16 protein-coding genes are annotated in these 20,850 nt (G+C 65.0%); 3 read left to right on the plus strand and 13 right to left on the minus strand.

The window, feature by feature from the left end:
* Nucleotides 1–18: 18 nt before the first annotated feature.
* On the minus strand, nucleotides 19–399 hold the full coding sequence (locus tag BFD71_RS05015) for a BON domain-containing protein (RefSeq protein ID WP_069262167.1): 381 nt from the start codon (nucleotides 397–399) through the stop codon (nucleotides 19–21).
* Between the two features lie 198 nt (nucleotides 400–597).
* Between BFD71_RS05015 and BFD71_RS05020 the strand changes: the two genes are divergently transcribed.
* On the plus strand, nucleotides 598–1,113 hold the full coding sequence (locus BFD71_RS05020; RefSeq protein ID WP_069262168.1) for an RrF2 family transcriptional regulator: 516 nt from the start codon (nucleotides 598–600) through the stop codon (nucleotides 1,111–1,113).
* 96 nt (nucleotides 1,114–1,209) lie between these two features.
* On the opposite strand, the gene BFD71_RS05025 is transcribed toward BFD71_RS05020, so the two are convergent.
* From BFD71_RS05025 to BFD71_RS05080, 12 genes are all read right to left on the minus strand, one after another.
* Complete coding sequence (locus BFD71_RS05025; protein ID WP_069262169.1) at nucleotides 1,210–2,415, minus strand: NAD(P)/FAD-dependent oxidoreductase; 1,206 nt, start codon at nucleotides 2,413–2,415, stop codon at nucleotides 1,210–1,212.
* A 158-nt stretch (nucleotides 2,416–2,573) separates the two neighbouring features.
* Nucleotides 2,574–3,758, minus strand: coding sequence for a TIGR03118 family protein (locus BFD71_RS05030; RefSeq protein WP_069262170.1), 1,185 nt, complete (start codon nucleotides 3,756–3,758; stop codon nucleotides 2,574–2,576).
* A 143-nt stretch (nucleotides 3,759–3,901) separates the two neighbouring features.
* Complete coding sequence (locus BFD71_RS05035; RefSeq protein WP_141710575.1) at nucleotides 3,902–5,221, minus strand: tetratricopeptide repeat protein; 1,320 nt, start codon at nucleotides 5,219–5,221, stop codon at nucleotides 3,902–3,904.
* Nucleotides 5,222–5,422: 201 nt separating this feature from the next.
* Nucleotides 5,423–8,152: an MGH1-like glycoside hydrolase domain-containing protein gene (locus BFD71_RS05040; protein WP_069262172.1), complete on the minus strand. Its 2,730-nt coding sequence runs from the start codon at nucleotides 8,150–8,152 to the stop codon at nucleotides 5,423–5,425.
* 100 nt (nucleotides 8,153–8,252) lie between these two features.
* On the minus strand, nucleotides 8,253–10,214 hold the full coding sequence (locus tag BFD71_RS05045; RefSeq protein WP_069262173.1) for an amylo-alpha-1,6-glucosidase: 1,962 nt from the start codon (nucleotides 10,212–10,214) through the stop codon (nucleotides 8,253–8,255).
* A 123-nt stretch (nucleotides 10,215–10,337) separates the two neighbouring features.
* Entirely contained in the window at nucleotides 10,338–11,369 is a 1,032-nt protein-coding gene (locus BFD71_RS05050; RefSeq protein WP_069262174.1) for a substrate-binding domain-containing protein, read from the minus strand.
* Between the two features lie 196 nt (nucleotides 11,370–11,565).
* Nucleotides 11,566–12,528, minus strand: coding sequence for a ribose ABC transporter substrate-binding protein RbsB (rbsB, locus tag BFD71_RS05055; protein WP_069262175.1), 963 nt, complete (start codon nucleotides 12,526–12,528; stop codon nucleotides 11,566–11,568).
* Nucleotides 12,529–12,634: 106 nt separating this feature from the next.
* Entirely contained in the window at nucleotides 12,635–13,594 is a 960-nt protein-coding gene (locus BFD71_RS05060) for an ABC transporter permease (RefSeq protein WP_069262176.1), read from the minus strand.
* Between the two features lie 43 nt (nucleotides 13,595–13,637).
* Nucleotides 13,638–15,137 (minus strand): sugar ABC transporter ATP-binding protein, encoded by a 1,500-nt coding sequence (locus BFD71_RS05065; protein WP_305120720.1) that lies wholly within the window; start codon nucleotides 15,135–15,137, stop codon nucleotides 13,638–13,640.
* 19 nt (nucleotides 15,138–15,156) lie between these two features.
* Nucleotides 15,157–15,555 carry a D-ribose pyranase gene (rbsD, locus tag BFD71_RS05070; protein WP_069262178.1) on the minus strand — a complete coding sequence of 133 codons (399 nt, stop codon included), beginning with the start codon at nucleotides 15,553–15,555 and terminating at the stop codon, nucleotides 15,157–15,159.
* A complete protein-coding gene (gene rbsK / locus BFD71_RS05075) occupies nucleotides 15,552–16,454 on the minus strand; it encodes a ribokinase (RefSeq protein ID WP_069262179.1) in 903 nt (300 codons plus the stop codon). The genes rbsD and rbsK overlap by 4 nt, the downstream gene beginning before the upstream one ends.
* Nucleotides 16,455–16,680: 226 nt before the next feature.
* The gene (locus BFD71_RS05080; protein ID WP_069262180.1) at nucleotides 16,681–18,138 is read right to left on the minus strand and encodes a sigma-54 interaction domain-containing protein; all 1,458 of its coding nucleotides are present in this window, start codon (nucleotides 18,136–18,138) and stop codon (nucleotides 16,681–16,683) included.
* Between the two features lie 358 nt (nucleotides 18,139–18,496).
* On the opposite strand from BFD71_RS05080, the gene BFD71_RS05085 reads away from it, so the two are divergent.
* Both BFD71_RS05085 and BFD71_RS05090 read left to right on the plus strand, forming a co-directional pair.
* Entirely contained in the window at nucleotides 18,497–19,897 is a 1,401-nt protein-coding gene (locus tag BFD71_RS05085; RefSeq protein ID WP_069262181.1) for a GntP family permease, read from the plus strand.
* Between the two features lie 24 nt (nucleotides 19,898–19,921).
* Nucleotides 19,922–20,713, plus strand: coding sequence for a 3-hydroxybutyrate dehydrogenase (locus tag BFD71_RS05090; RefSeq protein WP_069262182.1), 792 nt, complete (start codon nucleotides 19,922–19,924; stop codon nucleotides 20,711–20,713).
* The last annotated feature ends 137 nt before the right edge of the window (nucleotides 20,714–20,850 follow it).

A 20,850-nucleotide genomic window follows, 5' to 3' on the forward strand; every position in this document is an offset into this window, starting at 1 on the left:
GGAAGCGCGGGCGGGGCACTACTCGCTGGCCGCGGCGTCCCCCTTCTGGGCCGTCAACCGGTTCCTCACGGCCGTCACGCCCAGCACCGGCCTCGCCGCATTGCCCGCGCGCGAGATCTGCCAGGTCTCCGGGACTGTGCCCGAGAGCGTGACGACGCCATGGCTGACCCGAATGTGAATGTCTGAATCGTCGAGATCCGGCACGCGCCTGATGGCACGGCGAACGTCACGCACCACTGAGGTATCCGGCCGGCTTCCGGGCGTCGATGCCGAGACTCTTTGCACGGCCGCACCGGCCGGCTCGCTCACGCCGGTTTGCGCGTTCGCATTGGCAGCGCAGCTCGCGATAGCCACGAACACCATCGCGCCGATCGTTCCATTCGCACCGTTTCTGTTCATGCTGCCTCCATCGGGTCGAGTCAACCGAGGAAAAGCGCCACCTCTGAGCGTATGTTCGCACAGGAAGTCATGCGTCGCGTTCACGATGGCCTGGCCCGCCCCGATGCCTGCCCGAGCGCACACGCTGATGCAGCGGATGACTTCGGCGCCGCACTGCGCTACCCTAACAACTCCGATATAAAAAGTCGTCGTATAACCATGTCACACATCAGCACCGGCGTCGAATACGGGCTGCATTGCCTGCTCTATCTTGCCGGCACGTCCGCCGGCGTGCGCGAGGCGAGCGTACGCGACCTGGCGGAAATGCAGGGCGTGCCCGTCGATTACGCGGCCAAGCTCTTCACGCGCCTCGCCAAAGCCGGCATCGTCGAGTCGACCGAAGGCATACGCGGCGGCTTCAGACTCGCGAAACCCGCGCGCAATATTTCGGTGCTGGATGTCGTCGACGCCATCGACGGCGACAAAGCGCTCTTCGACTGTCGCGAAGTACGCCGGCAATGTGCCGTTTTCGACGACGAGCCGCCCGCATGGGCCACACGCGGCACCTGCTCGATCCATGCCGTGATGCAGGGCGCCGAGCGCGCCATGCGCGCGGAGCTCAAGCAACACTCGCTTGCCGATCTCGCCACCCGCGCGTATTCCAAGGCGCCTGCCAGCTACCACCATCACGTGGTCGACTGGTTCACCGAGCGCGCTGCCAATCGGCGCGGGTAACGACCGTCGCGTTGCGAGCCCTTCCAGCATGCAAAAAAACGCGGAGCCTCCATCGAGGCTTCCGCGTCCAATCAGATCCGTCGTTATCCTGAAGGGTCAGGCAACCACGATGCGCAGCGGATCTGCGGCGGCGAGCGCTTGCTCGCGGTCCGCGCGAGGCGGATAGATCCATTCGGAGTTGATCCGGTGCTTGAGCTTCTTCGCCTCGGCGCCCTGCAACTTCACTTCGCGCTCCCAACCTTCCGTGTAGACCGCGCCCCACGGGCCCAGATCCAGACAGGTCACGTACTTCGGCTGGCTATACGGAATCAGAGCGAGGCCGAGCAGATCGGCGGCCGCGTTGTGGCCTGCCGAGCGCCCCAGGTTCATCGCGTGCTGGCACGACATCATCGTGTGATTGCCTTCGTCGTCGGTGGCTGCGCGGGCGACGTCGCCCGTCGCGTAGACACCGGGCACGCCCTCCACCGCTAGATTGCGATCGACATACAGACGCCCCAAGGCGTCGAGGCGGCCCGGAATCTGCGCGGCCAACGCGCTCGCGCGCAGCCCGGCCGTCCAGATCACCGTGTGCGATTCGATACGCTGGCCGTCCGTTGTCGTGACGCCGCCGGCATCCACTGAAGCCACACCCGAACCAAGCTTCGAGGTCACGCCGAGCGAACCCAGCGCCTCTTCGATAACGGGACGCGGGCCCGCGCCCAGGTCGGGGCCGATCGCATCGTTACGCTCGACGATGATCACCTTCACGTTCACCTGCTCGCCCAGCGCCGCGCGCAGGCGTGCCGGCATTTCCGCGGCCGTTTCGATGCCGGTGAATCCGCCGCCCGCCACCACCACGGTATTGCGCGCGGGCGTGTCCGGCTGGCTGGCGAGACTGCGGATGTGCGCTTGGAGTTCGACCGCCTCGTCGGTCTGATCCACGCTGAAGGTGTGATCGGCCAGGCCCAGGATCGACGGGCGGAACAGCCGGCTGCCAGTAGCCAGCACGAGGCGGTCGTAGCCGAGCGTAGAGGACCGGCCATCGACATCGGTCAGATCCACGGCGCGGCGCTCCACGTAAACGCGCTCCACCGTGCCCTGGATGAACTTGACGCCAGTCGCATCGAAGATCTCTGTGAGCGGCGCCCGGAAGTTCGCGGGGCCTTCTTCGTACAGGCGCGGACGGACATGCAGATGCGGATCCGGAGCGACCAGCGTGATCTCCACGTCCGTACGCCCCTGCTGATCGAGCAGCCGCGCCGCGCTCAGCGCGCTCCACATGCCGGCGAAGCCGGCCCCAATAACAAGAATACGCTTCGACATGTGTGGCTCTCCAATGCAGGGATACGTGATATCGGTGGACTCGCGCCGCGCCCGCGCTACGCATAACTCGGATTCTATGAGTCGTAGTTTAATCGCGCAAGCCCCCTTTTGGGGACGCACTATTGACGAATCAGACAACGATGTCGTGTGGCCGGGCGCTACATGCCCATGCCCGTCCCTGCTCCCGTGCTTGTGCCGGTACCCGTGCCCGTGGTCGTGGCTGGGTTCGAAGTCGCATTCAGATCGATTCTTCCATACACGCCATCGGCTTCGTCATTCGGCCCCGCCGCGAAAAACAGCGTATTGGAAGGCTGATTGCCGAGGTCGTTGCCGAACGCAATGCCCCACACGCCTGGCTCAACAAGTGCATTGCCGTTCGAACCGGTGAGCGGCCCCATCGACTGGCCGTTCGATGCATTGAACGCGTTGATCGCGCCATTACCGAAATTGCCGATCAGAATCGCGCCGCTCATCGAGCCGAAGTTCGCGGGCGCTTGTGCAATGCCCCATGGCGCGTCGAGCGGACTGCCCGTCGCGAAGCGCTGCTTCAGGTTACCGGCCGTGTCGTACATGTCGACCATGCCGAGCCCCGCGCCTGCGACATCGTCGTGCTTCGCCGCGTCCTGCATCGCATAGGTGACGAACAGATTCGAGCCGATCGCCTGGATGCCGAACGGCGCGAAGCCGGCCGGCATCGCCGGGTCCGTGAAGCCGCCCGGCATCGTCACCTTGTTGAATGAGGTATTGAAGACGTCGATCTTGTTGTTATGGAAGTCGGTCGCGTAGAGGAAGTTCGCGTTGTTCATCGTCGCGAGCGCGAGCCCCTTGTACACTGCGCCGCCCGTGCCGTCGTCGTACATGACGAATGCGTTGGTTGGCCCGACCGCCGGCGCCCACGCGGTGATGGTGCCGCCCTCGCCCGCGAAGATGAACGCCGCGAGGCCTGACTTGCCGTTTTCCGTCACGGTAAAGCTTTGTGTGCCGTTGAAGACGATGCCCGTGGGTGATGCCGTGCCGTTCTTGCCGTTGGGTATCGCGACGATCAGCGATTGCGGCACGCCGTTGCCGTCATAGAGCGTTGCGACATTGGTGCCGTTGTCCGCGACCCAGGCAAAGCCATTCGGATTGAAGGCGACACCCCACGGATTCTTCAGATTCCCGTCGATGTGCGCGGCCGCCACCGCACCATCGGAAACGAGCGCCGTCGCCGTGAACGTCGACTGGACGGGCACGCTCGCACTGCTGGAGCCCGAGCTGGAACCGGAACTGCCGCCACACGACACGAGCGTCGCGATGGCCGCGCCACATGCTACGACGCCGAATACGGCGAGTAGAGACTTCATGACCGCACTCCTCGTTCAGTCCAAAGGGCTAACGGACAAAGAACGAGGAGGATGCGGCGTTTATTCCAGCGAAGAAACGGGGCTTGTTCCGCGGGCGATCGTAATGACTGAACTAGCTAGCGAAAAATCCGCGGCGACGAGCGCTATGCGTGACGATCCGGTGCCTGCAAACTTGCCGATACCGGCGGCAACCTGCGCGGCGTACCGAGCATGGCAAGTTGCTTCTCGTGCGGCGTCAGCGCGCCGCTGTCGCGCTTGTCCGCTTCGGCATACTTTTGCGCGGCATGAGAGAAATCGCCTTTGCCTTCCAGCGCCTGCCCCCACAGTTCATACGAGGGCGCGAAATCGGGACGAAGTTCCACCGCGTGCGCCAGTTTGACGATCGCCGCATCGTATTGTCCGTTGTCGATGAGCGCCTCGCCCCAGTCGTGCAGGATGTTCACATCGTCGCGGTGCATTTCATCTGCGCGATGGAACGCGCTGAGGGCTTCGGCATACCGGTGCGCGTGCAACAGGACGTCGCCGAGCAAGCGCTGGTTCTCTGCGGTACTCCACCGCTCGTGAGCGCCCGCACGAAGCTCCTCGATGGCGGCGTCGATTCTCCGCTCCTGCTCGAGCGCAATGCCGAGATTCGCCCGCAAGACGGCCGAGTGCGGATACAGCAACAGCGCGTCGCGCGACTGCTGCTCCGCCTCCTCGGAGCGGTTTTGCCGCAGGAGCAGCCAGCCTTTTCCAGCGAGCGCCCATTGGTGTTGCATGGAGCCCGGCCGGCCGAGGACATCGTCATAGATGGCTTCGACCTCGCTGTAGTCACATTGGCCCGGCGAACACCGTGTCTTTTGCACCGCTGCGAAGACATGGCTCGCGAGCGTATTCGGTTCGACGAGCCGCATGACCTCGATCGCGATGTCCCGCATCGACTGGTTGAAATCAGTACCGGTGAACGCAACGTCGTCGTGCATGGCGTTGAATGGCCCGTTTTCGATCTGAATATGCGCGACATAGGCATCTGCGCTGCCGTTCACATGTGTAATGCCGATATGGACGACCACGTCCTGCTTGTTCCTGAACAGCGTCGATTTCAGAAAGCCGACGATCGAAGCATAGGACATGTCCTCACCCGGCAGCTTGATGTCGGGGCTGTCGTTATCGGCCAGCGATACATCGTGCGGAACCGCGTCGCTGTCGCTGCTGATTCCGCGCATCGCCGCAAGAATTCGTTCTGCCAGGAATTCCGGGGTATAGCCGGTGTCGGCCAGCGCTTTCGGTGTTTCCACCGGCGGCACCAGCACATGTTGCGTGAGCGCGCCGGAGATGACGAGCCAGCAAAAGGGACCGGCCAGGACCAGGATGATCCACGGGAGCACAAAAGGCCACGCCACTCCTGGCAAGCGGCTGATCAACCCGATCAGAAACAACACTTGCGATAGACCCGCAGGTCTGCGATCCGGAAGGCTCGACATGTTGCACCTCGATTCGGCTGCAGTTGGCTGGGCCCAACTGGCGATCGGCGTGAACGCATCGACTATGCCAGCGCTCGCAAACGCTTTACTGCCGGGCGTTTTGGCGATGTTTGCGAATTTCGCGCGTCGCAGGTGTTATCGCCGGGCCAACGCTCCGACAGGGGGAGTGCCGGTTCGCACCGGACACCTGGGAACGCGCGCTTACTTCACCGCCTCCGCGTCTTCGACCTCGCCCGCCACGGGCACGTTGCCCGAGGGGCTCATCATGCGCGGCTGCAGCATCAGCGCGACGAGGCCTGTCCAGCCGGTCTGATGCGATGCGCCGACGCCGCGCCCGTTGTCGCCGTGGAAGTACTCGTGAAACAGCACGAGATCGCGGCAGCGCGGATCGGCCTGCAGCAGCGGGTACGCGCCCATCACCGGGCGCTCGTTGTTGCGGTCGAGCAGAAAGAGCGTCGTGACGCGACGCGCCAGCTCGTCGGCGATCTGCGCGAGCGAAAGCTTCTTGCCCGAGCCGGTCGGATACTCGACGCGAAAATCGTCGCCGTAGTAGCGGTGAAATTCATACAGCGACTCGATCAGCAGATAGTTGACCGGCATCCACACCGGGCCGCGCCAGTTCGAATTGCCGCCGAATACGCGCGAGTCCGATTCGGCGGGCAGGTATCTGACGCGGAAGTCGCAGCTGTTGTGCCGGTAAACAAAAGGCTCGTCGAGATGGGCGCGAGAGAGCGCACGCACGCCGTGATCCGAGAGAAATTCGGCTTCGTCGAGCATACGCCGAAGCAGCGCTTTCATCCGGTGCCCGCGCAATAGCGAGAGCAGCAAGGAATTGCCCTTGCCGGGTTCGTTCCAGCGCGACACGAGGCGGGCAAGGTCGGGCCGGTGCTGGAGGAAAAAGACCAGCCGCTCGCGCAGCCCCGGCAGGCCGCCGTGTACCCGCTCCTCCAGCACGCGCACCGCGAAGAAGGGAATCAGCCCGACGATCGAGCGCATGCGCAGCGGCACGCTGGTGCCGTCCGGCAGCCTCAGCTTGTCGTAGAAGAACTCGTCGACGCTGTCCCACAGGCCCGTCTCGCAGCCGTCGTCGCAACTCACCGCGCCCGCGATATACAGGAAGTGCTCGAAGAACTTCACGCCGATATCGACGAACACATGGTTCGCGAACGCGAGTTCGAGCGCGATGCGCATCAGGTCCAGGGCGTAGGCCGCCATCCATGCGGTGCCGTCCGCCTGATCGAGATGTCCGCCTGTCGGCAGCGGCGACGAACGGTCGAAGATGCCGACGTTGTCGAGTCCCAGGAAGCCGCCCTGGAAGATGTTGTGGCCGTCCGCATCCTTGCGGTTCACCCACCAGGAAAAATTCAGCAGCAGCTTGTGGAAGACAAGTTCGAGGAAATCCCGGTCAGCCTTGCCGGTGATCGCGCGATCGATCTCGTACACGCGCCATGCCGCCCATGCATGCACGGGCGGATTCGCGTCGCCGAATGCCCATTCGTAGGCCGGCAACTGGCCGTTGGGATGCTGATAGCGGTCCTTCACGAGAAGCAGCATCTGCTTCTTTGCAAACATCGGATCGACCAGCGCGAACGCGACCGCCTGAAACGCGAGGTCCCACGATGCGTACCACGGGTACTCCCATTTGTCCGGCATCGAGAGGATGTCCGCGTTGCATAGATGCCGCCAGTCCGCGTTGCGCCCGCGCTGGCGCGCGGCGGGCGGTGTCGGCTGCAGCGGGTCGCCTGTCATCCAGCGGTTCACGTCGTACTGGTAGTACTGCTTCGACCACAGCATGCCCGCCAGCGCCTGGCGCTGCACGAGCCGCGCGTCGGCACTTTCGATGTCGCGCTGCAGCGCGTCGTAGAACGCATCCGCCTCGGCAATGCGCTGCGCGAACAGGCCGTCGATGTCGAGCGCCACGTCCTCCTTCGGCGCGGATAGCGGACGCCAGCGGAACGTGACGACCGCGCGCCCGTGCGCCGCGATCTCGAGATGCACGCGCGCGGCCGCCTTCGTGCCCGCGTCGCGCCGGATCGCGTCGTTATTGCCGTGCACGACATAGTCGTCGAAGCCGTCCTTGAATGGACCGGCGCCGTCCATGCCGAACAGGCGCTTCACGTTGGTCTCGTTCTCGCAAAACAGCCACTCGACGCGCTCGCCTCTTTGTGCGGCAGCCGTCACGACGAGCGGCTCGTGCGTGCCGCAGTGCGCGACGACATGCTCGCCCTCGGCGGACGAAACGAGCGCGAGCGACGGCTTGCTGCCTGTGGCCTTCCACGACCACGTGTTGCGCGCCCAGAACTGCGGCAACACGTCGATCGATGCGTGCTGCCCGGCGCGGTTCTCGACTGTCACGCGCATAACGATGTCTTCCGGCGTGTGCTTGGCATATTCGATCTGCACATCGAAATAACGCTGATCATCGAATGCGCCCGTGTCGAGGATTTCGTATTCGGGCAAGCCGGCACCGCGCCGCGCGTTTTCGTCGACCAGGTCCTGGTAGGGAAACGCCGCCTGCGGGTACTTGTAGAGCATGCGCATGTACGAATGCGTCGGCGTGCTGTCGAGGTAGAAGTACAGCTCCTTCACGTCCTCGCCATGATTGCCTTCCTGATTCGTCAGACCGAACAGACGCTCCTTCAAAATCGGGTCGAGGCCGTTCCACAGCGCGAGCGAACAACACCAGTCCAGCCGCTCGTCCCCGAATCCGGCCAGGCCGTCTTCGCCCCAGCGATAGGCGCGCATGCGCGCGTGGTCATGCGGGAAATAATCCCACGCGGTGCCGTGCTCGCTGTAATCCTCGCGCACGGTGCCCCACTGGCGCTCGCTGAGGTACGGTCCCCAGCGCTGCCAGCGGGCGTAATCGGCCGAGTACAGGCGTTGACCTTCAACCGTGTGGATGAGGCCGGCGGCGCGCTGCAGCATGGGCATCTCCTTGAATTGGGGCCGCCACGGTGGAGCGTGGCGCGGCGAATCTCCCATGCTAGCGCGGTTTGCCCGCCGGGCGCATGCGCCGCGCTACGGGTAGGCGCTAGCCGCCATCGCCGAGCCGTTTGAGGATGCGCAGCAATTCGCCGAGCGACCATGCCTGGAACGGTGCGCCGCCAGGCTGGTGCGGCGCATCGCCATCGGCGACCTCGGAAACATGGTCGAGCCCGGCGCGGTCGAGATGCGCGAGCAGTGGCGTGACGAACCGCTCGCGAGCGAGCGCGCACTGCGCCGCGGTATCGCCGTTCACGCGCAGCCAGGCATCCACGAAGGGGCCGAGCAACCAGGGCCAGACGGTGCCCTGATGATAGGCGCCGTCGCGCTGCAGCACCTCGCCACGGTACTGCCCGCGATACGCGCGGTCAGACGGCGCGAGCGTGCGCAGCCCCATGGGCGTGAGCAGGTTGGCTTCGACCTGCGCCACGACCGCGCGCGCCGCATCGCCTTCGAGCAGCGCGAACGGCAGACCGCCTGCCGCGAAGATCTGGTTCGGCCGAATCGAGCAATCGACCGTACCGTCCACGTGATCGAGATCGACCACGTCGAACAGCGCGCCCGTCGACGGATCGACAAAGCGCCCGGCAAACGAGGCGCTTGCGCGCGCTTCCAATTCGCGCCAGCGCGTATCCCACGCCGCGGCAATGCGCAGCGCATTGATCCACAGCGCCTGTATTTCCACCGGCTTGCCGATGCGCGGCGTGACCACCCAGTCGCCCGCCTTCGCATCCATCCAGGTGAGCTGCACGCCCGGCACGCCCGCTCGCAGCAGGCCGTCGCGCGGATCGGCTGCGATCCCGTAGCGCGTGCCGCGCGCATAGCCTTCGAGGATGGCGTCGACGGCGCCCTGGAGCGCATGCCGCGCTTCGTGCGGCACGTTCCCGGCCGCAAAGTAGTCGTGCACCGCCACGACGAACCACAGCGATGCGTCGACGGAGTTGTATTCGGGCGCGCCGCCTGCGTCGGGAAAACGGTTTGGCAGCATGCCCTCAGAAACGGTCGCCGCCCATTCGAGCAGGATCGCGCCCGCCTCCTCGCAGCGCTCGTTCGCGAGCAGCAGGCCACGCATGGCGATGAACGTGTCGCGGCCCCAGTCGGTGAACCACGGATAGCCCGCGACGATCGTACGGCCCTCGCCGCGTGCAACGGCATAGGCATTGGCCGAACGCTGCAGACGCGAGCCGAGCGACGCCCGGCGCGCTTCTTCGATGCCGGCGAGCAGCTGCGCGCGGCTCGCGGCGCTATCGTTGCTGTCGAGCGAGGCATCCGGCACACCCGAAGATGGTTGCGCGTGCAACAGTATCACCGCATCGCCTATGCCCAGGTCAAACGTGAATACGCCTGGCGTCGCGAGATCCTCGATGTAGTCGAGCCCTCGCTCGCGTTCGCGCGGGTAGCAGAAGTTGCGGTACCAGTCCGGCGCATGCGTATAGCAGCCGTTGGAGCGCGCGACGATGGCGGGCAGATCGCCGTACGGTTGCCAGCGCACGTGCTCGCCGTCGATCTGGGCGTTGAAGTCGAACGCGGGGTTCTCGTGGTGCAACCCGTGATAGTCGCGGCCCGAGATCAGCAGGCGGACTTTCAGCACGGCAACGCCAGCCCCGAAGGGTGCATCGAGCCGCCAGCGCAGCACGGTTTCGCGGCTCGCCTTCGCCACGAACACTTCCGCCGTGAGCACGGCGCCGCCGTCCAGCCGGTAGCGCCACGTGGGCCACGGCGAGGTGTCGAAGCTCGCGATGCGCCCCGAGGTATCGGGATAGAGCAGATCGGGGGCGTAGCGCTGCATCGTCAGCGCGGTCTTGCGCTCCCCGTCCTCGAGCCAGGCTTCGATGCCGTTGACGAGCACCACGCGGTTCGTGGGCGGCTGCATAGCTGTGAGCAGCAGCGCGTGGTAGCGGCGCGTACGCGCGGTGCCGACTGTGCCGGATGCAAATCCGCCGGCGCCGTCCGCTTCGAGCCATTCGTCGTCGACGCGCTGCGCATCGATGGGGCTGTGAAGACGCGTCATCGGTTGTCCTACCCTCGTGGATCATCTGCGCAACGATACTCCCGTCGGCGCGGAGCAGCCAGAAAGCGAGTCGAAAGACGCGGGCGACGTGAACATCGCGAAATTGTTTACGTGCGTGCAGGGTTAGCGGGGCTCGGGCCGCCCGCGCCGCTGCCGGTAATGGATCTGCGCGGGCACCTGAATGGACTCGGGCGCGCCTTCGCCTTCGAGCAGTGAAAACACGCAACGCAGGCTATGTTCCGCGAGTTGCGCGCTGTCCTGCACGATGGCGTCGATGCGAAGCGGCAGGCAGTCGAGCAGTTGATGATCGTCGAAGGTCATCACGCGGCCCGGCGCCTGGGCCAGTTGATGCGCTTCGTTCACGAACTCCAGCAAGCCTTCGAGCAGCGTGATCGAACCGGCGAACAGCGCCTCGGGGTAGCGCCCATGTGCTTCGAACCAGGCCTTCATCAGCGCATAGCCCGACTCTCGCTGGTAGTCGCGCTGAAAAACCCAGTCGGCCTGCTCGGCAATGCCGTGCCGCTCGAGCGCGAGCCGATAGCCCGCCAGGCGGTCGCGGCTCGGTGAAAGTTCCGGCTGGCCGCCAAAGAACACCACTTCCCGCGCGCCCTGTTCGATCGTCTCGCCCACCAGAGCCGCCACCGTTTCGGCGGCGTCGGTAATCACATAGGGAATCGCGCTCGTCGCCACGCGGCGGTCGGCGAACACGATCGGCAGACGCTTCACCCACTTGTCGTAGCGCGGCGCTTCGGCCGTGCACGGGACGACCACCACGCCATCCACCTGCTGCGCGACCAGATGCGCAAGACCCTCGGTCTCGCGCACCGGATCTTCGTCGCTCGTCACGATCACGAGCTGATAACGGTAGCGCTCGCGGCATTGCCATTCCATGGCCTGGGCGAGCGCGGCGTGCGCCGAGTTGGTCAGATCGGGAATCACGAGGCCGATCGTGTTGCTGCGCCGCGAGCGCAGCGCGCGCGCCGATTGCGACGGCGTGAAATGATGGTCCCTCGCCACCTGCAGCACACGCTCGACCGTGGCCGCCGAGATGCGGTAGCGCTCGGCATTGCCGTTGAGCACCATGCTGGCCGTGGTGCGCGAAACCTCCGCGAGGCGGGCAATGTCGTCGATAGTCAGACGCTCGAACTGGGACACGCGGCGTTCCTGCTGGATGTGGGTTGGGGATCGGGTGAACGCGGGAGCGAAGAGCGGGCGACGCGGCTGCGAGCCAGGGCAAGGCCCAAAACGAAGCGCCCCGTGTGGCACGGGGCGCGCAGTCACTCTCAAGTGCGCGCGGTCGCGAAGTCTTCGCGTCCGATGGTACTACGCTCGCGCGCGCCTGAAAACGTGCTTACTGCTTGTACAGGTTCAGCGGCACCGGGATGAACTTGTCGACCGGCTGACCGTCGACCACCTTCTTCGCGGCCTGCACGCCATACTGGCCGATCAGTTCGGGCTGCTGCTGCACGGTCGCGGCCATCTGGCCGGACTTGACGGCGGCGATCGCGTCGTCGGTGGCGTCGAAGCCGACCACGGCCACGTTCTTCAGGCCCGCAGCCTGCAGCGCCTTGACCGCGCCCAGCGCCATTTCGTCGTTCTGCGCGAACACGCCCTGAATGTCCTTGTTGCTCTGGATGATGTTTTCCATCACCGAAAGGCCCTTGGCGCGATCGAAGTCGGCGGGCTGCTTCGTGACGATCTTCACGCCGCCCTTTGCCGCGATTTCATCGTCGAAACCGGCGCCGCGCTCGTTGGCCGCCGACGAACCCGGAATGCCTTGCAGCTCGACGATGTTGCCCTTGCCGCCCAACTTGTCGGCGAGGAAACCGGCAGCCATCTTGCCGCCTGCCTTGTTGTCCGAAGCGATATGCGAGCTGACTTCCGCGCCGTTCACGCTGCGGTCGAGCGAAATCACCTTGATGCCCTTGCTCGTCGCTTCCTTCACGACGTTGGCCACGGCCGAAGAATCGGTCGGGTTGATGAGGATGACGTTGACCTTCTTCTCGATCAGGTCCTCCACGCTCGCCTGCTGCTTCGCCGGATCGTTCTGCGCGTCGACGGTGATGAGCGTCACGCCATCCTTCTTCGCTTCGTCTTCGGCGCCCTTCTTCAGCGAGACGAAGAACGGATTGTTGAGCGTCGAGATCGACAGGCCGACTGTGACCGCGCCGCCCGAAGCCGGCGCCGCCGACGCGCCAGCATCGGCCGTGCTGCCCGGACCTTCCTTCGAGCAGGCCGTGAGGCCCAGCACGAGCGAACCGGCGGCGAGCGCCGCAAAGAGTTTCGAAATCGACGGCGAATTGTGCTTATGCATAGTCTTCCTCCTCGTTATATGTGGAGTGTGTGGAGATAAAATCTCAGGATACCTATTGATGCCAAACTGCCGCGCCACGCGATTCGAGCGTGGCGCAGCCTGGGGATTACGACGACTTCTTGTTGCCGCGATCGATCAGCACGGCGAGCAGGATCACGATGCCCTTGATGACCTGCTGATAGAACGACGACACGTCGAGCAGGTTCAGGCCGTTGTTGAGCACGCCGATCAGCAGCGCGCCCACGAGCGTGCCGAAGATCCAGCCGCGGCCGCCCGTGAGGCTCGTGCCGCCCAGCACGACCGCTGCGATGGCGTCGAGCTCGTAGCCCGTGCCCGCGGTCGGCTGCGCGGAGTTCAGGCGCGAAGTCAGCACCACGCCCGCGAGCGCCGACATGACGCCCGCGATCGTGTACACCCACAGCTGGATGCGATCGACCTTCACGCCCGAAAGCTTCGCCGATTCCGCATTGCCGCCCGTTGCGTAAATATGGCGGCCGAACACGGTCTTGCGCAGCAGGACCCAGAACACGCCGAACATCGCGAGCATCAGCACGACGGGAATCGGCACGAGGCGCGCGACATAGCCGCCGCCCAGCAGCGAGAAGAAGTCGCTGTTGAAGCTGCTGATCGGGCTGCCGTTCGACACGACGAGCGCGAGGCCGCGCAGCACCGTCATCGAACCGAGCGTGGCGATGAACGGCGCGACCTTGCCCTTGCTGATGACGAGTCCGTTGGCGAAGCCCATCAGGCCGCCAGCCACGAGGCCGGCGAGCGTCGCGACGATAGCGGGCGTGCCCGTGCTCAGCAGCGTCGCGATGATCACGGAGGAAAGCGCGAGCACGGAGCCCGCCGAGAGATCGATGCCGCCGAGCAGAATCACGAGCGTCATGCCGAACGCGATCAGCGCATTGATCGACGCCTGGCGCATCACGTTGAGCAGGTTGTCGAGCGTGAGGAAATCGCGGCTCACGATCGAGAGCGCCACGGAGATGATCAGCAGTGCTACGAAGGGTCCGAGCTTTTGCAGCGTCGCCCGGCTGCCGGGGGTGAGGGTCACTTGCGACATGTCATGTCTCGCTAGTTTGTAGTGTATGAGTAAGCGCCTTCGCTCAGACCGCCACGGCTTGCGCAGCGCTCGCCTGGCCGCCGGCTGCCGCCGTCATGATCAGTTCCTGAGTGGCCGTGGCCGCCTCGAAGATGCCGTTCTGGCGTCCCTGATGCATGACGAGAATGCGGTCGCTCATGGCCAGCACTTCGGGCAACTCGGACGACACCATCACGATGGCGACGCCCTGCGCCGCGAGCTGATTGATGATCGTGTAGATCTCGGCTTTGCCGCCCACGTCCACGCCGCGCGTGGGCTCGTCGAGCAGCAGCACCTTCGGCGGCTGCGCCAGCCACTTCGCGAACACGACCTTCTGCTGATTGCCGCCCGAAAGCGCCTTGACGTCGAGTTCGGCGTCGCGCGTGCGCACACGCAACTGCTCGATGAGACCGTCGACGGCGCTGCGCTCCGCGCGCTCGTTGACGAAGCCGAGAGTGGCGTACTGATCCAGATGCACGAGCGTCGCGTTTTCGCGCACCGACATGCCGAGCACGAGCCCCTGACGCTTGCGGTCTTCCGTGACGAAGCCAATGCCCGCCGCAATCGCGCTGGACGCGTCGCGCACCTCGAGCAGTTTGCCGTCGAGCGTGACCGTGCCCGCGCTCTTGCGGTTCGCGCCGAACAGCGTGCGCAGGATCTCGCTGCGCCCGGCGCCCATGAGTCCGGCGATACCGAGCACCTCGCCCGCGCGCACGTCGAACGTAATGCCTTCGATATGGCCTTCATCCGCCAGACCGGCCACGCGCATGCGCACGTCGCCCGGTGCATGGCTGCGTTTCGGAAAACGCTCGCCGATCTCGCGGCCCACCATCAGGCGCACGATCTCGTCGAAACCGGTGTCGCGAATCGCGCGTTCGCCGACGAAATGGCCGTCACGGAGCACGCTGATCTTGTCGCACACGCGGAATATCTCTTCCATGCGGTGAGAAACGTAGACGATCGCCACGCCGCTCGCCTTGAGCGACTGCATGATCTCGAAGAGCGTTTCGATTTCGCGGTTCGTGAGCGCGGCGGTCGGCTCGTCCATCACGAGGACTTGCGCGTTCAGCGACAGCGCCTTGGCGATTTCCACGAGTTGCTGCTGACCGATGGAGAGCAGCCCTGCTTCGGTCTGCGGATCGATACGCTGCGCGCCGACCTTGTCGAGCCACTTGCGCGCCTCTTTACGCATCGTCGCGACATCGACCATGCCGAAGCGGCTCGGCTCGCGGCCAAGGAACAGATTCTCCATCACCGTCAACTGCGCGATGAGGTTCAATTCCTGGTGAATGATGGCAATGCCCGCGCGTTCGGCCTCGACGGTGCTGCGGATCTGCACCGCGCGCCCATCGACGAGGATCTCGCCTGCATCGGCTTGATACACGCCGCTCAGGATCTTCATGAGCGTCGATTTGCCGGCGCCGTTCTCGCCCATCAGCGCGTGGATCTCACCCGCCTCGATGCGGAAATCGACGCCTTCGAGCACCCGAACCGGACCGAACGCCTTGCCGATCCCCTGCATCATCACTTGCATCCTGGACCTCTCAGAAGATCACGCCCGAATGCAAAATCACATTCGCGTAGGGGCTGCACTCGCCGGTGCGGATCACCGCCTTCGCCTCGCGGCAGCGGCGCTTGAATTCTTCGTGCGGCACGGTTTCCACGGCGATGTGCGTGGCGGCCATCTCGCGGCTGCGCGCCACCACGGCCGCGTTATGCGTCTGCGCCTCGCTCGCGAACACCGCGCGCTCGGCCTTGAAGTCGGCGAGCACGCTGTCGAGCACGGCGAAGAAGTCGGGCACGCCCACCGCGAGCGAAACGTCGATGCATTCCACGCCGTCGGGAACGGGCAGCCCGCAGTCGGCGATCACGAGGCTATCGGTGTGGCCCATGCGCGCGAGCACGCGTGCGATGTCGCGATTCAGATGTCCGTGTTTTTTCACTGCGAATCTCGGGCTTGCGTGTTCAGAAAGGCTTCGAGTTCGGCGAGCGTGGGCATGCCGCCCTGCGCACCGGCGCGCGTCACCGAGAGCGCGCCTGCCGCGTTCGCGCGCCGCACGGCCTCGCCAATGCCGAGATGCCAGAACGCCGCGAGTGCGCCGTTGAAGGTGTCGCCGGCGCCGGTCGTATCGACGGCTTCGACGGTGAATCCCGGCTGATGCACGAGCGCGCCATTGGCGTCAGCGTAGTACGCGCCGTCTTTACCGTGCGTCATGGCGATGCGCACTGGCGAGCGCGCGATGACCTCGCCCCACGCGCCTTCCGGCGTTTGCAGCGCGGTGGCGAGTTCATGCTCGTTGGGCGTGAGCAGCGTAGTCAGTTCGAGCAGTTCGCCGCTCAGTTCGACTGCGGGCGCGGGATTGAGAAAGAACGGCTTGCCGTGTTCGCGGGCACGCCGCGCGGCATGCAGCACCGTTGCGTAGGGCACTTCGAGTTGGGCGAGCACGACGTCGGCCTGCGCGATCGCGGCGCTTGCACGGTCGATGTCTTCGGGCGAAAGCTCGTGGTTCGCGCCGGGCACGACGATGATCGCGTTATCGCCGCCCGAGAGTGTGATCGACGCGATGCCGGTCGCCTCGCGCCCCGTGCTCACATGCGCGATATCGACGCCTTCGCGCGCCAGCGTCGCTTTCATCTCGCCCCCGAACGCATCGGCGCCGACGCAGCCGATCATCGTCACCTCGGCGCCAAGGCGCGCCGCCGCGACCGCCTGGTTCGCGCCCTTGCCGCCCGGATGGGTCGAAAAATGCGTGCCGAACAGCGTCTCGCCGAGCCGGGGAAACGTGTCGGTCGTGACGACCATGTCCATGTTGATGCTGCCCACCACCACTACGCGCGCCATTGCACTCCCTTTCGACGGCTTGCCGCGCCTGCGGTTTTTTGCCGTGCTAAAACGTAATCAGCTTGGGAGCGCAGTTATACCAGAGTGCTCACGCGTGTGAAATAGACCCAGGGTATAACCGGATGCGCAGGACAATATGGCCCCGATTACTGGGGGCCGGCCGTAGTGGGGCACCGGCTCTATACGAATCCGGCGCGGTGGTGGCCCGCGACGCGATTCTTGCGCATCACGCCTCGATACCTAGCGCGACGATGCGCCGGTACAGCGTCGCGCGCGCCATGCCGATTTGCGCGGCGGCTTTCGTCACCTGGCCGCCGGCCGCGCGTAACGCTTCGGTCAGGAAGCGGCGATCGTAATCGCGCATTGCTTCGTCGTACTGCTGATACTGCGGCACGCCGGTGTCGTCCTGCGTATCGTGCTGAGTGCCCGTCTCTTCGTCGCGGCGCTGCCCACGCCCATCGCCGATGAAGCGCGCGAGCGAGCGCGCATCGATGCGCTCGCTGTCCGATAGCAACACCGCGCGCTCGAGCGTATTGCGCAGCTCACGCACGTTGCCTGGCCAGCCATACGCACACAGCACCGCGAGCGCGTCTTTGTCGAGTTCGAGATGCCCCGCGCCGCTCTCCACCGCGAGCTTGTCGAGAATCGAATACGCCATCGCCTCGATGTCCGCCAGGCGCTCGCGCAGCGGCGGCACACGAATCATTAGTACGTTGAGCCGGTAGTAGAGGTCCGCACGAAACCGGCCCTGCGCCACGAGTGCGGGCAGATCCGCCGAGGTCGCCGCGATGATGCGCACGTCGGTGCGCACGATGCGATTCGAGCCGAGCGGCTCGAACTCCTGCTCCTGCAAGACCCGCAGCAATTTGCCCTGCAGCGCGAGCGGCATGTCGCCGATCTCGTCGAGAAAGAGTGTGCCGCCCTGAGCCAGCTCGAACTTGCCGATGCGCCCCTTGCGCTCCGCGCCGGTGTACGCGCCCGCCTCCGCGCCGAAGAACTCCAGTTCCAGCAGCGTGTCGGGAATCGCCGCGACGTTCACCGTCACGAGCGGACTGTCCGCGCGTCCGGACGCGCCGTGGATGGCGTGCGCGAGCAGCTCCTTCCCCGTGCCCGTTTCGCCAAGCAACAGCACCGGCGAGGCGAGACGCGCGGCCCGGCGCGCCTGGCGCTTCACTTCGAGGCTTGCGGCGCTCGTGCCGATCAAGCTCGAAAAGCTGTACTTCGCGCGACGCACCTGCGCGAGCGACTGACGCGTGCTGATCAGTTCGGCTCGCAGCCGTGCGTACTGGCTAAAGAGCGGCGACAGTCCCTTGAGTTCGTTGAACAGCACGAAGCCGACAGCACCGATCGTCTCGCCGTTGTCGTCCTTGATCGGCAAACGCGTGACGACGATCGGATCGCGATCGGTCTCGAGAATGTCGAGCAGAATGGGCTCGCCCCCCTTCACGACGTCGCGCATCATGCTGTTGGGAATGACGGCTTCGCAATCGAGACCGATCACGGCTGTGGGGTCGTCAAAGCCGAAGCGCGCCGCGTAGTCCCGGTTGATCCACACCACGCGCGCGTTGCGATCGACGATCACGGTGCCTTCGCTGAACTTGTCGAGTGATCGAAAGAGCGATTGCATCGCCAGCTTGCGCACGTGGTCGTAGTCGGCCAGCAGCGCGGTCGTTTCAATTTCCATTCGGTGCTTTTCCTGGATCGCGGCCCTGACGTAGCCCGTCACGACCAGTGGATTCTCATTTGCGGGACGCATTATCCCAGAAATGAGATTGCGCCACGTCCCCTGAAATTTCCCGGCTTGGCGCGCGGGGATGGCAAGCGGCGCCGCGCTTTCTTCGCCTAACTCGTCTCAGTTTTGCGACTCGCAGCCGCCGCAAGCATCCCGGCGCACCCCTGCGCCCCGCGCAGCGGGTTCGCCCGCCGCTTCGCGCAAGGCTCTCCGCCCGCTGGCACACATCGTGCTCTATTGCGCGGTCGCGCCGGCTTCGGCGCGCGCGAACAACAAACAGACCTGCACGAATAAACCAACTGGAGACAAGATGTCCTTTGTGATTGTGATCGCCGCTTTGGCGTTCCTGATGTTCGTGGCCTACCGCGGCTACAGCGTCATTCTCTTTGCGCCCATCGCCGCACTGGGCGCCGTGCTGCTGATCGATCCCTCCGCCGTCGCCCCCGTGTTTTCCGGCATTTTCATGGAAAAGATGGTCGGCTTCGTCAAGCTCTACTTCCCCGTCTTCCTGCTCGGCGCCGTGTTCGGTAAGGTCATCGAACTATCCGGCTTCTCCGAGGCGATCGTGGCCGCCGCGATCCGCTACATTGGCCGCTCGCGCGCCAATGCCGTGATCGTCGCGGTCTGCGCGCTGCTCACGTATGGCGGCGTCTCGCTCTTCGTCGTGGTGTTCGCGGTGTATCCCTTCGCCGCCGAACTCTATCGCCAGAGCAACATTCCGAAGCGCCTCATGCCCGGTGCGATCGCGCTCGGCGCGTTCACGTTCACGATGGATTCGCTGCCCGGTACGCCGCAGATCCAGAACATCATTCCCACGACGTTCTTCAAGACCACCGCGTGGGCCGCGCCCTGGCTCGGCTTGATCGGCTCGATCTTCATCATCGTGGTCGGTCTCACGTACCTCGAATGGCGCCGCCGCAGCGCCATGGCGAAGGGCGAAGGCTATGGCACGTCGCTCGTGAACGAACCGGAGCGCGTCGAGACCGGCAATCTGCCGCATCCGGCGCTGGCCATCGCGCCGCTCGTGCTCGTTGGCGTCGCCAACTTCCTGCTGACGAAGTGGATTCCGCAGTGGTACGGCGAAAGCTTCACCGTCGCGCCCGACGTGCTGCCCGGCATGCACGCGCCCGTGACGGTGGCCGTGAAGAGCGTCGTCGCCATCTGGGCCGTGCAGGGCGCACTGCTGCTCGGCATTCTGCTCGTCATCGTGACGGCGTTCGGCCGCGTGAAGGAACGCTTCGCGACCGGCACGAAGGCCGCAGTGAGCGGCGCGCTGCTCGCCACGCTCAATACGGCATCCGAGTACGGCTTCGGCGGCGTGATCTCGGCGCTGCCCGGCTTCCTCGTGGTCGGCAATGCGCTCAAGGCCATTCCGAATCCGCTCGTGAATGCGGCCGTGTCGGTTTCGGCGCTCGCGGGTATCACGGGTTCCGCATCGGGCGGCATGAGCATCGCGCTCGCCGCCATGTCGGACACCTTCATCAAGACCGCGCAGGCCATGCACATCCCGATGGAAGTGCTGCACCGCGTGGTGGCAATGGCGAGCGGCGGCATGGATACGCTGCCGCACAACGGCGCGGTCATCACGCTGCTCGCGGTTACGGGCCTCACGCACCGCGAGTCGTATCGCGACATTTTCGCGGTGACGATCATCAAAACGCTCGCGGTCTTCTTCGTCATCGCCGTGTTCTACCTGACCGGCATCGTCTAACCGGCAACTACACCAGGCCCACCCATGCATCTCCCCAACACGCTCTCCCTCGCCGGAAAGACCGCCGTCGTCACCGGTTCGACCAGCGGCATCGGTCTCGGCATTGCGACGGCGCTGGCTCGCGCTGGCGCCAATATCGTCCTGAACGGTTTCGGCGATCCGGCGGCCGCGCTCGCGCAAATCGAAGCGACCGGCGTGCGCGCCGTGCATCACAACGCGGACATGAGCCGTCCTGCCGAGATCGAAGCCCTCGTGACTTTCGCGGCAAGCACGTTCGGCGGGCTCGATATTCTCGTCAACAACGCGGGCATTCAGTACGTCGAAACGATCGAGAACTTCCCGGTGGAGCGCTGGGACCAGATCATCGCGATCAATCTGAGCGCGACGTTTCACGCGACGCGCGCAGCGCTTCCCATCATGCGCGCAACGGGTTGGGGACGCGTGATCAATATCGCGTCGGTACATGGGCTCGTCGGCTCGGTCGGCAAGTCGGCCTATGTCGCGGCCAAGCATGGCGTGATCGGGCTCACCAAGGTCGCCGCACTGGAAACCGCGCGCAGCGGCGTGACCGTCAACGCGATCTGTCCGGGCTGGGTGCTCACGCCGCTCGTACAGAAGCAGATCGATGACCTGGCTCACCGCGAGGCCATCTCCGTCGAAGACGCCACGCTGAAACTGCTCGGCGAAAAGCAACCGTCGGCAAGCTTTGCGACGGTCGAGCAAATCGGTGGCGTAGCGGCCTTCCTGTGCTCGGAAGCGGCGAACGAGATGCGCGGCGCCGAACTCAAGGTGGATGGCGGCTGGCTCGCGCAGTAAAAACGGCAGCGGCGCGCGAACGACGTACGACGCGTCAATCGCGCGCCATGCGCCGCAGTTTCATGGCGTGCGTATTCCGTACGTCTTCGTACAGAACACCTGAGCGTGCCGATTTATGTGTTGGCTGATTATTTCGT

It is taken from the genome of Paraburkholderia nodosa (genome assembly GCF_001718195.1).
GTDB lineage: Bacteria > Pseudomonadota > Gammaproteobacteria > Burkholderiales > Burkholderiaceae > Paraburkholderia > Paraburkholderia nodosa_A.